At 63.4% G+C, this 11,083-nt stretch carries 8 protein-coding genes and 1 pseudogene; 3 read left to right on the top strand and 6 right to left on the bottom strand.

What is annotated here, in order from left to right:
- Window positions 1-765: 765 nt before the first annotated feature.
- Window positions 766-1,578 (top strand): zinc-ribbon domain-containing protein, encoded by an 813-nt coding sequence (locus ABD331_RS47580; protein WP_344491144.1) that lies wholly within the window; start codon window positions 766-768, stop codon window positions 1,576-1,578.
- Here the strand turns inward: ABD331_RS47580 and ABD331_RS47575 are convergent.
- The 4 genes from ABD331_RS47575 to ABD331_RS47560 all read right to left on the bottom strand — a co-directional run bounded on the left by ABD331_RS47575 (window position 1,523) and on the right by ABD331_RS47560 (window position 5,492).
- Window positions 1,523-2,739, bottom strand: a protein-coding gene (locus tag ABD331_RS47575; RefSeq protein WP_425566231.1) for an IS3 family transposase whose coding sequence is annotated in 2 segments (ribosomal slippage) — window positions 1,523-2,430 and window positions 2,430-2,739 — 1,218 coding nt in all. Because the reading frame shifts where the segments join, the coding sequence is not laid out codon by codon here. The two genes, ABD331_RS47580 and ABD331_RS47575, sit on opposite strands and share 56 nt — an antisense overlap.
- On the bottom strand, window positions 2,678-3,493 hold the full coding sequence (locus ABD331_RS47570; protein WP_344491138.1) for a GntR family transcriptional regulator: 816 nt from the start codon (window positions 3,491-3,493) through the stop codon (window positions 2,678-2,680). Before ABD331_RS47570 ends, ABD331_RS47575 begins: the two co-directional genes overlap by 62 nt.
- Before the next feature lie 917 nt (window positions 3,494-4,410).
- Window positions 4,411-5,037 (bottom strand): transposase, encoded by a 627-nt coding sequence (locus ABD331_RS47565; protein WP_344491134.1) that lies wholly within the window; start codon window positions 5,035-5,037, stop codon window positions 4,411-4,413.
- On the bottom strand, window positions 4,947-5,492 hold the full coding sequence (locus ABD331_RS47560; RefSeq protein ID WP_344491131.1) for a winged helix-turn-helix domain-containing protein: 546 nt from the start codon (window positions 5,490-5,492) through the stop codon (window positions 4,947-4,949). The genes ABD331_RS47565 and ABD331_RS47560 overlap by 91 nt, the downstream gene beginning before the upstream one ends.
- A 210-nt stretch (window positions 5,493-5,702) precedes the next feature.
- On the opposite strand from ABD331_RS47560, the gene ABD331_RS47555 reads away from it, so the two are divergent.
- Together ABD331_RS47555 and ABD331_RS47550 are read left to right on the top strand one after the other, a co-directional pair.
- Window positions 5,703-6,158, top strand: a complete 456-nt coding sequence (locus tag ABD331_RS47555) for a GntR family transcriptional regulator (protein ID WP_344491128.1) — start codon at window positions 5,703-5,705, stop codon at window positions 6,156-6,158.
- Window positions 6,159-6,782: 624 nt separating this feature from the next.
- On the top strand, window positions 6,783-7,493 hold the full coding sequence (locus ABD331_RS47550; protein ID WP_344491221.1) for an SDR family oxidoreductase: 711 nt from the start codon (window positions 6,783-6,785) through the stop codon (window positions 7,491-7,493).
- Window positions 7,494-7,557: 64 nt separating this feature from the next.
- Here the strand turns inward: ABD331_RS47550 and ABD331_RS47545 are convergent, their stop codons facing one another.
- The gene (locus ABD331_RS47545; protein WP_344491125.1) at window positions 7,558-8,922 is read right to left on the bottom strand and encodes an NsdA family TPR-like regulatory protein; all 1,365 of its coding nucleotides are present in this window, start codon (window positions 8,920-8,922) and stop codon (window positions 7,558-7,560) included.
- A gap of 1,115 nt (window positions 8,923-10,037) precedes the next feature.
- Window positions 10,038-10,819: pseudogene (locus ABD331_RS47540) on the bottom strand (transposase family protein).
- Window positions 10,820-11,083 lie beyond the last annotated feature (264 nt).

Below are 11,083 nucleotides of genomic sequence, written 5' to 3'. Positions count from 1 at the left end.
CCGCACAGGTGCAGCCCTACGATCGCCACTGCATGGCTGGCCGTCGTAGATTGCTGGGGGCGATCGACGATCCGTGCTTCGTTCCTCAGCACGGCTCTTTGAATGGGGTTGTTGCGGTCCAGCTCCATGTCGAGGCCCCCGAATCAGCAGGAGAGATGCCGTCTCCCATGATCCGGAGAATGCGCGGAATGATCTCTGAGGTAGGCCGTTCGCCGCACGGCTGCACCGCAGGTCAGCGGCTGTCGGGCATCAGAACGGGTGGCGCCCTGTAAAACCGTCGGCTCAGCCTACGCAAGTTCGAACCTTGCACCTGCCACACCAGCGGGAAGAGGCCCGTCACCAGCGGAAACGCGGTGACGGGCCTCTCGCGTTGTGTCCGGCTGTCCACGGTGATCACCGGTGCCCTACGGTTCTCCACGGCCAATACGCGGCCAACTTTCCGAAGCATGGGGGTGCCGTCCGGAGGCGCCGGAGCCAGTGATCCGTCCACAGCCTTGCCGTTGATCATCTGGATCACGATCCGTGCGCAGGGTCAGCCTGAATGATCGTCTGCTGCCCAGGTTCAGCAGCTGCTCTTGCCGTGCTGAGCCCTCCGGTAGTTGGCTGGCTTCCATAGCTGACGATTCTGGACGCTCCGGCTCAGGATGGCTGACAATGGCTCAGTCCTCGAAGTGAGCGTTGGCTCGGAGAAGATCCTTGGCAGAATCGTGGCCGCCCAGGCCCTCGCCCTTGACCACTGGTGCATCTCACAAGGATCGACTGCGGATGCTTCAGGAGATGCGCCTGTTCTGGGACGACATCTCGGCTCAGCGCCGTCGGCGTGTAGCGGCGCAAGTCGCCAGTGCTCGACAGCGGCGGGACGAGATCATCGCCTATTGGAACCATCATAAGGTCGTGGTGCAGGAACAGTGGAAGGCCAGGCCGCCCGGCAGGGGCTCGGTTACAGTCGCAGATATCCCGGAGGTGGCCGCGCAGTGGCATCCAGCAAATCCCGGCACTCCACATCAGGTGCTGGCGAGTCACCAGGGCAGAAGGGGAGAGGCGTCACCCTTCCGCTGGCTATGTCCGTTGAACCAGGGTCACCCGTCGTGGCCAGCATGGCCGAAGGACCGCGTGCAGGCGGGGACTGCATGTCCACAGTGCCGGCACCCGCTCTCGCTTGCCGATATCCCTGCACTGGCTGAGCAATATCGAGGAGCCCTGCCCCCGAAAGAGATCGCGTTCGCCTCGCATGATCTCGTCGAGTGGGAGTGTTACACCTGGGCGGTTGTTCCCGCCACAGGTCAGTGGCGCAAGGTGACGCACCGCTTCAGTGCTGTTATAAAGGAGCGGTCGCTGCAAGGCGATGCCTGCCTCGTCTGCGCGGGGTATGTGATTGACGATTCCAATTCCCTAGAGAGCTGGTTTCCTGAAATCGCTGCCGAGCTGGATGACGAGAGCATAGACCCGGCAACCTTGCCCACCAGCAGGCACAATGCCTCACGAAGGGTGGGGGCTCGCCCCGAAGTGTGGACACCGGTCGTTATGCGGCGAGCAGCACCCTATCGATGGTCTGCTGCTCGTAGTCATTCGGGCTGAGGTAACCGAGGGTGGAGTGTCTCCTTTGGGTGTTGTAGCGGGTGATCCACTTGAAGACGGTCAGGCGGGCCTCACGGGCTGAGGACCAGCGCTTGGCGCCCTGCAGCGTCTCGCGTTTGAGGCTGGCGTTGAACGCCTCCGCCGCGGCGTTGTCGGCGCTGGACCCGACGGCTCCCATGGATTGGCGCACCCCGAGCTCGGCGCAGACGGCGGCGAACCCGGCCGAGGTGTACTGGGCCCCGTGATCGGAGTGAAAGATCGCGCCGTCCAGGCTGCCCCGTGTCGCGGCGGCGGCCCGCAGCGCGTCGCTCACCAGCTCGGTGCGCATGTGATCAGCGATCGACCAGCCCGCCAGCCGGCGGGAGCCCAGGTCCAGCACGGTCGCCAGATACAGGAACCGGCCCTGCCCGACGGGCAGGTACGTGATATCTCCGACATAGCGCCGGTTCGGCGCCTCGGCGGTGAAGTCCCGCCGAATCAGGTCCGGCACCTTCTGATGCGACGGCTCGGGCACCGTGGTGCGCACCTTCTTGCGCAGGTGCAGCCCGACGATGCCGCAGCGGCGCATCACCCGCGCGACCCGCTTGTGGTTGACCCGGCGGCCCCGGGCCCGCAGCTCGGCGGTGACCCGAGGACTGCCGTAGGTGCCGTCGAACTCGCCGTGGATCTGCCTGATCTCTTCCGCCAGCGCGGCATCGGCCGCGGCCCGCGCCGCCCGGTCCGGCACGGCCTTGAGCCACCGGTAGAACCCCGAGCGGGACACCCTCAACACCCGGCACAGCCGCTTGACGCCGAAGGCGTCGCGATGGTCGTCAACGAACGCGAAGCGGCTCACCAGTTCGTCTCTCCGGCGAAATATTTGGCCGCCCGGCGCAGAATGTCGCGCTCCAGCTCCAGCTCCCGAATCCGGGCCTTGAGCTGCTTGTTCTCCTCTTCCAGCACGTCGTCGGACGATAGCGGGCCAGCCATCGGCCGCTTGGCCGGGGCCGCCTTCTTCGCCCCAGCCGTGCCGTTCACACGGGCCTCCTTCACCCACAGACGCAGCGTCTCGCGGTTGATGCCCAAGTCCCGGGCCACCGACGCGTACGTCCGCGCCGGATCAGACAGGTACAACGCGACGGCGTCCGCCTTGAACTCCGGCGGATACGACTTCATCGCCACGTGGAACTCCTTGTCTCCGGATCTCCATCATCCGGTACTCAAGGTGTCCACACCTCGGGGGCAAGGCCCCACCTTTGGATCGTGATTTGACGACGCGGCCCTTGCCGGGCCTCTTCTCGATGACTCCTTCCGCCTCCAGGAGCGCGAAGGCGCGTCGGATGGTGATGCGCCCGACGCCGTGCTCTTGGGCGAGTGCATTCTCTCCAGGCAGGACGGACCCGACGGCGAGCTTGCCCGTGTCTATGTCCTTCCGGAACTCATCAGCGACCACGTCGGCGCGGGTCTGCGCGTGCTCAGGGCCGCCTACAAACCACCCTTTGCCGTGGATGGCCGCGATCAGCCGTTCGCCGGCCAACATCTGCAGCGCCTGTCGGGCCGTGCCCTTCGACACCGCGAACTCCTCGGCGATGGCGGCCTCGCCTGGCAGCTGCTGGCCGGCCACGAGATCGCCGCTGGTGATGCGCTTGCGGAGCGTCTCGGCGATCGTCTCGTACTGTGTGGCGGCTGCGCGGTTGGCCGCGGCCGGATCGCCGCCCATCACGCGACGACCGCGGCCGGCCTCGCTGGCTACCAGCCCGGACCGCTCCAGCTCGGCGACCGCCTGGCGTACCGTTCCCCTGGCCACGCCGTATGTGCGGGCGAGAGCGGCCTCGGAGGGAAGCATGGCGCCGGCCGGGGGGTCGCCTTGCGTGATGCGGCTGCGGATGTCCTCAGCTATCCGAACGTAGGTAGGGGCATCCGTCGCCTTGCTCATCGCGCTCCCTCGCCGAGGCACAGTGTCTCTAGGGTAGGGCGGGCACGCGTGACCGGCGGAGTTTCGCGGCCTCACGTCCCCCTAACCCTTTCCCATCACCAGCGTGTCGGACGCGAGGTGACACCAGGTTGTTCCTCGTCTTGGTGAGCAGCGATCTTGGCTGTACCGCCGCGCTATCCGCAGAACCCGCTGGAGGCGTTCGAGCCTGCCCACGCGTGGCTCAGGTGAGCACTGCCAACGACCCCGCGCTATGCCGCAGAAAGCCGCAGATTGTGATCAGTGGTGGTGATGGTCAGGACGCCGCAGGGCCGCCGACGTGAATCATGCAGCTCGCTTACCGCGAGATCCACGGGTGCGCTCCTTCCGCTCGGTGGCGGCACGAGCGGCTTCCTCGTTCTGGTGGCGCAGGTCATGAGCTGCAAGTAGCGCCGCCCAGACCTCCCGCGCTTGTCGAGACCGGCCTCTGGCCGTTTCCTCGTAGCGGCCGGGTTCGTACGTGGGGCGCAGGATGAGGAAGTGCCCGCCTTGAGCGGCCCACTCGTAAGCGGCACAGCACGAGGTCTCCGTGATCCGGATGCAGTCCTTGGGCGGACGCTGGTACGGCTCCCACCGCACTCCTGGCACTTCAGGAGGCTGACTCAAGGGTCGCGCTCCTCTCGGCGTACTTCTGGAGGTAGCGGTGGACGTTGCGGCGGCTGCGCTGCCACGTGCATCTGTAGGCGAGCTGCAGGGGCGAGTCGGCGACCAGCTCCAGGAGGATGCCGTAGGCGATTTCGTCGCTGGTGAGCTTGGGGAGTGGCCGTGCGTCCCACCTGCCGGCGGTGTCGCTCCGGACGTAGTACCGCCTGAACGCGCCACGCAGACCATGACTGGGCTGAGCTTCGAGGGCGGTACACAGATTAAATTCGTAGAGTCGGTCATGGTTTTGTCCGGGTGTCGAGGGTGAGCCCGGTCTGGGTCAGGCAGCCGGTGAGCAGGTGAGGACGGTACTGGATCTTCTTCAGCTTGCGTTTGATGATCCGCGCGAGGCCGGTTAGGTCGGTGACGGCGAAGTTGGCCAGGGAACGGCGGAGCAGTGACCACACGCCCTCGGCCGGGTTCAGCTCGGGCGCGTAGGTGGGGAGCCGGACGATGCGCAGCCAGTCGGCGTGCTCGGCGGCGAACTCGGCCAGCTGGCCGTCCAGGTGCACGTTGAGGTTGTCCCAGCACCACACCAAGGGTGCACCCAACTGCTGGTGGGTGGCCACGATCAAGTCCCGGTAGTCGAGCCAGGAGAACGTCTTCGGCTCGCCCTTGCGGCCGTGGTAGACGTGCAGCTTGTAGAACAGATGCGGCCGTTCACCGTCGCGGAAGCAGACGACGCCGGCCATGTTGACGCGGCCGGAGCCTCGGCCGCGGACCGTCACCACCGGCCGGGTGCCGACCGGCGCCCAGGTGCGTCCTTTCGGCGGCCTCAGTCCCTGCCCGGCCTCGTCTTCGAAGCAGAGGTAGGCACCCAGGTCCGCCGCGGTGGTTTTGCCGCCGGCCACACCTCGGCCTTCCATAGCGCGATGGCCTCCTCGTCCCGCTCGATCGCCCGCCGGGCCGGCACCTGCACCGACCAGCCATGCCGATGCAGCAGCTTGCCCACCCCCTCGATGGTGTAGCCGATGTGAAACAACCGCCCGATCAGCGTCTTGACCCGGCCCAGCGTCCAGCACTGATCCTCGACGTAGCCCCAGGCCAGCGGCCCCCGCTTGAGCTCGACATCCAGCCGCTGCCACTGCTCGGCCGACAGTTTCTCCCTTGAGACCGGCCCCTTCGACAACAGCGCCTCTGCGCCACCGCCTTCGCTCCAGGCCTTGCGCCAGTGCGTCACCGACCGCTCGTGCACCCGTAACCGCGCCGCGATCGCTCTGGTTGACTCCCCGGCCTCGAACCACTCAGCCACCTGCAGCCGTACACGCTCCCGCCGCTCCTGCTCCGCGGGCGTGTACCCACCCCTTTGCCTATACCGCATGCTCCGGTCGTACCTCACCCGAAGCGATCCGTCACGAGGCTAAGACACTACGCATTCAACCTGTGTAGTCATGTCCGATTGCGTCCTCCGTCACCATTTGGGATAATTGGTCCACTGAAAATCCTCGCGAGGAGGTGTTTGGCCACGTTAACGCTGGGGCCTCATGGCCACAAGGCTCATGGCAATATGGCCGCGTGACACTTGTGTGCCGTGATCGACTACAGCTCTGGGGTGCCGGTCTACCGGCAAGTCGCCGCTGCGATCCGCGACGACATCACGGCCGGCCGCTACCGGCCCGGAGCATGGCTGCCCTCGGAGTCGCAGCTTTCACAGATGTACGAGGTCGGTCGCGACACCGTACGCGACGCCCTGGCCCACCTCCGCGCCGAGGGACGAATCACCACGGTTCGCAAGCGGGGATCGATGGTGTCTGTTGAGCCGACGCGCAAGCCGTTCATTGTTCCGCCTGCGGCACGAGTGATCACGCGCATGCCGACGCCGGATGAGCGCCGAGAGCTTGCTACACCTGCAGAGTTGCGGGAGTTCGGCGGGATGCCGGAGGGAGTGCCCGTGTTCGAGATAGCGCCGGGGCCGCGAAAGCACCGGAAGATCCTTCGCGGGGACTGCGTGGAGTTGATCGTCAAGGAAGTGACGCTCGGCGATTGATCCTCAGCGAGTGCTGCCTTGCGGAATACTGCGGCAAACTGCTGATTGGTTACAACCATTTCACGACTGATCCTACGACCCTCTCGGCCTGCATGAACGCGCCGAAGCGTCCATTCTGCGGATTGTGCGAGTCTGAGGGCACATTAAGCGGCTAGAAGTTGCTCGGGGTCGTTTTGGGAATCGGCGACGTGGTTGCGAACACGTCGGTCTGACCTCGGTACCGCGGCGCACTCGGCTCGGAAAACTTGGCCTCGTCGCGGAGCAGGTCGGTCGGTCAGGCAGGAGACAGCCGGGTTGGAGGCTATGGGGGCCGAACAGTTCGGCTGCGCGAGCAGCAAGCGATGTCATCCTGTCGACTTCCGCCGGGGACGATGGTCTGGTCGGCCACGATCTTGCCAGGACCGCGGCATGCGAACGTCGACGGGTCCCAGAGAAACCCATGCCTGAGATCGCATCGAGATCATCTATATGAGGGCTCGACCGGATCTCCTGTATCTGCCCGTGCTCAGTCACGTTGCCTGTAGGCGTATCGTCACGCCTTGCTTACACTAGTCGTACAACAACTACGCCTTCGTCCAGTACGCTAAGCGCTCTGGAGTCGAAGCATGTCAAGTGGGGTGAGTGATGGTCTCCAGCACTACACGAATTGCCCTGGTGACTGGCGGAAATCGCGGTCTAGGGCAGGAGATCGCACGTCAACTAGCTACTCTCGGAATGCGGGTTATAATTGGAGCACGCACACTTGCGGCAGGTGAGGAGGCTACTCAGGAAGACATGTTCGCGGGGCTCATGGTATCGGCGAAGGTCCTCGATGTAACTCGCCCTGAGCAGATACAGATCGTCGTAAAGCAAATCGTCTCCGACTACGGCCGTATCGATGTTCTGATCAACAATGCAGGTATCAGTGACGGTTGGCAGCGGCCATCAACCGTAGATCTTGATGCGGCCTCGATGGTTCTCAATGTAAATCTTCTAGGCGCCTGGATGTGTGCGAGAGAAGTGATTCCGCATATGAAGGCAAACGGCTACGGGAGAATAGTAAATATCAGTAGCAGGCTTGCCTCAATGGCGACCATGGATCAATGGCAAGAGCCTGCTTACCGTATATCCAAAGTTGCGCTTAATGCTCTGACTCGGGTGCTGGCATCAGAAGTGCAAGGAACCGGAATTCTGGTCAATGCGGCTTCTCCTGGATGGGTTCGGACACGCCTGGGCGGCCCAAATGCCCCGCGTACTGTAGAGCAAGGCGCCGATACTCCTGTCTGGCTTGCGACGCTACCGGAAAATGGTCCTACCGGTGGATTCTATGGAGATCGCGTCCTGCTTCCCTGGTGACCCTTTATTGGGGTTCTTGGCATATCGTGAACATGGAGTTGCTGTGCTAGATAAACCTTATTGATCACCCGAGTGCGGCGATATATGAGTCCAGTTCGCGCACCAATGGCTCAGTTTCGGCGCTGGCAAGGAGCAGCCGGAAGTCTCGTACTGCTTGGGTGCTTCTGCGTGACCTGGCTTTCCTTGTAAGAGCTGCAGCCTCCGTGGCCAGCGTACATGCGTGGTCGAGATTACCGAGCCGGAATTGTGTCGTGGCTCGCCTTGTTTGGTACAGAATTCTGTCCCGTACATAGGAAGGGTCTTGGTTCGCCAGGGCGATCTCAAGTTCGGAGTCTGCTTTCTTTAGCATGTCAAGATTGAGATAGCAAGCTCCTGCTTGCGCGATGAGTTCTGCTTCATCGAAGTAATAGATCCAGGCAGGATCGTCGGCCTTGTCGACCTTGTCGGCTCTGTCGAGTTCGGCGTCGGCTCGCGACAGAGCCCGTTGGCATGCGGCCGCGTCCCCGGCTCTCGCATATGCAGACGCCTCTCTCGTCGCCAGAAACGAACGAACTCGTGGGGTGGCTGATCGTCCTCCTGCGCTGACAGCACTTTGTGCGAGCGTCACTCCGTCTCGTGGATCACCCACGATCACCGACTGGAAACTCATGCAAGCTACAATGTTCGCCGCCAGGGGGCGGTTGTCTGCTGCATGCGCGGCTCGTAGTGCCGCCAAATAATACCTTTGGGCGGCAGCATTTAATCCGGTGTCGAAGGATACCCACCCGGCAAGTTGACCTAACTCGCCTGCCGCGTCGAATAACCGCCGGCCGACGCGAGAAGTGTATGTCCCGTTTGCGAGCAACTCCGACACTAGGTGCAGCTCCGCGCCGACAAGGTCGCGAAGCTTCGCGCCACCGAGCTTGTCGTCCATACGGCGAAGACTAGGTATGCGATTCTCAATCCATGTGACTATTTCTTCGTCGATCACTCGACCGTTTAGAGCGGCGGCAACCCTTTCTGGCTCGATCGAGGTCCAAGAATAGGCGATGGCAGAAACAGTGGACCCAGCGATGATCATAAAGCCACGCCGATCAAGCATAACGTCCTCCAGTTCCTTCTCAAGAGTGTGGATGGCACCTGCCTGATTCCAAGGAGTGTCAGTCCGGACCTGCATGCCGGTAGGGATCCAGGTTGGCCATTCGAGCCTGCGGACATCGTTTTGAGAAACACCTAGAACGGACGCTAAAGCATACTGGGTCTCAAGATCGGGCTCAACGCCCCAAGTCTCCCAACGCCACGCCTTCTCGCGCCTGGCGGCCATGTTGCGGACGCCCATTCTTTTCGCCTCTTCGGCGACCGCATTGACGAGATCTTGATAAGTCCAGCCCCGCTCCTGCCTTATGTGAGTCAAAGGATGATTAGTAATATCCTTGCGCTGATTGGCCACTATGTCCTCCAGTGCAGGAAGGGCGTGAAGAAGTGCTGGGCATCACCTGCACCGTGCCGACTGTGTCACGTGTTCTCATGATATTGATACACCCGGATCGAAGAGACAACAAGAAGACTACGGGCAGTACGAACTGTGATCTTTAGTCGCTGGCGCGACTACAAGAGTCGCCAACGAGACATTCGCGGACAACTGGTGACATCTTGCGGCAGTGTCCTACAAGAAGCAGTGTCATTGAGGGAGGAGAGCGAACGAAAGGACACTCCTGATGAGTACTAGGACGTACGATCCGTGGAAGACTACTTTGGCCAAAGAGGCTGGAGTGACGCTGCGACTCGTTGTGCAGAGGTCCGGGCGTACCGGCCGCGCAATCTCGATCATGGCCGCGCTAATACTGGGCGGCATGATCTGGATCGGGTTGATCTTTGGTCTGACGAGTATGCAGAGCGCTCACCAAAAAAGGGAAAGCCAGTATCCTCAGGTACTTCTTAACGAGGATTCACCTCAACTAAAGATCTGCGCTGACATCCTGAATACCAGCAGGCCAATGCACGTCTCTACGAAGGCTCGATGCTGAGGCCTGCTTGCTTACAGCGAACTTCGGTCTCGCCGTACGATGCGCTGATCGGCCTCGTTGATCGCGGCCAATGTGCGGCCACTTTGGCCTAGCATACGGAGAGTATGCAGGTCGGAGCGCTGTTGCGACGGGACTGTAAAACCGTCGGCTCAGCCTACGCAAGTTCGAACCTTGGACCTGCCACACCAGCGGGAAGAGGCCCGTCACCAGCGGAAACGCGGTGACGGGCCTCTCGCTTGTGTCCGGCTGTCTACGGCCGACACTGGCCGACTACGGTTGATCGCTCCCAATGCGTTCCCATTTGAGGCCCATTGGATCTTGGCCTGCGACTCGCTGGAGCGTGGCACGAGGTGAACAGCCAGCCGGCTCACTTCCAGGCGTGGGACGGGCGTACGGCCGGTCGGAACTGAGGTCCGGCGGAGCACCCCACGTGCGTGGGGAGGACGCCACGGAGATGCCGCTCGACGCCTTCCGCGACGGATCACCCCCACGTGCATGAGGAGGGCGATCGGGCGCGCCGTTTGACACTGAGCCCTTTTCATCCTGAGTAGCGGCCCTCCTCGACGAGTTGCAGCACGAGGTCGCCTGCACGAGCGCGGTCGCACGATGCGGACAGCAACGCAGTCGGGTCAGGACCTTCCACGCCTTCAAGGTCGCGACGGCACGTTCGCCGATGGCCCGGATTCGGGCGTGAGCGCGGTTGACGTCCCGCTGTCCGCGCGACAACCAGGGGCGGTGGCGGTGCCGCTTGAATGGCGTGCGGATTGTGCCGCGGGCGCCTTGGTAGCCCTTGTCTGCGAAGGTGGTCACGCCGGCGCTGGTCAAGGCGTCGATCAGGCCGACCGTGCGAGCGGCGGTCACGTCGTGGGTGGCACCCGGCAGCGCGGGTGAGGCCCACACCAGCCGCCCGAGGGGATCGGCCAGCAACTGCACGTTCATGCCGTGCTGCCTGTGCTTACCGCTGTAGTACGGGCGTTCGTCGGCGAGGCGGTCGATGGGGATGAGGGTGCCGTCCAGGATGGCGTAGGCCAGCCGCGACGCTCGCGCCACGGCGGCGTGCACGTCGTCGGCCAGGGCGGCCAGAAGGTCGACGGCTTCGCGGACGTAGCGCCAGGCCGTGGTGGTGCCGATGGCGAAGCCGGCGGCCAGGCGGGCATAGGTGTCGCCATTGCGCAGGTGGGCCAGGACCAGCAGGGCTTGCTGGGCCGGGTCCAACTTTCGCCACCGGGAGCGGCGCTCGGCTCGCCGGGTGCGGATGAGCTGGGCCAGGCGGATCAGGGTGTGGTTGGACAGCGGAATCGAGGCAGGGTAAGACAGCAACGAGGCTCCCGGTTGGGGCATCGGATCTTGGTCGACTGCTGTCTTATCGGGAGCCTCCTCTCATCCGCCACCGCTCCTTGTGAAGCCATGCTGACTTGGACCGCCAGGTTGGAAAGAGCTCACTGTACGGACCGGATCCCCCCGCGCAGGTGGGGTGATCCGCTGGGTCGGCTTTCGACGGTAGTTGCTGCTACCGTTCCCCGCTTGGGGCGCGGTACTTTGACCGACGAGTGGGCCTACGCCCGGCTGTTTGACTCGGAAGCC

The organism is Nonomuraea monospora (assembly GCF_039531895.1).
Classification (GTDB): Bacteria; Actinomycetota; Actinomycetes; order Streptosporangiales; family Streptosporangiaceae; genus Nonomuraea; species Nonomuraea monospora.
The sequence above is the reverse complement of the archived record's forward strand: the minus strand, read 5'-3'. Positions and strand labels throughout refer to the sequence as shown.

What these genes read in the sequence shown, in the direction of transcription:
- ABD331_RS47580 (WP_344491144.1), top strand. Translation starts at nt 766, where the DNA reads ATGCTTCAGGAGATGCGCCTGTTCTGGGACGACATCTCGGCTCAGCGC.
- ABD331_RS47570 (WP_344491138.1), bottom strand. Translation starts at nt 3,493, where the DNA reads ATGAGCAAGGCGACGGATGCCCCTACCTACGTTCGGATAGCTGAGGAC.
- ABD331_RS47565 (WP_344491134.1), bottom strand. Translation starts at nt 5,037, where the DNA reads ATGGAAGGCCGAGGTGTGGCCGGCGGCAAAACCACCGCGGCGGACCTG.
- ABD331_RS47560 (WP_344491131.1), bottom strand. Translation starts at nt 5,492, where the DNA reads ATGCGGTATAGGCAAAGGGGTGGGTACACGCCCGCGGAGCAGGAGCGG.
- ABD331_RS47550 (WP_344491221.1), top strand. Translation starts at nt 6,783, where the DNA reads ATGGTCTCCAGCACTACACGAATTGCCCTGGTGACTGGCGGAAATCGC.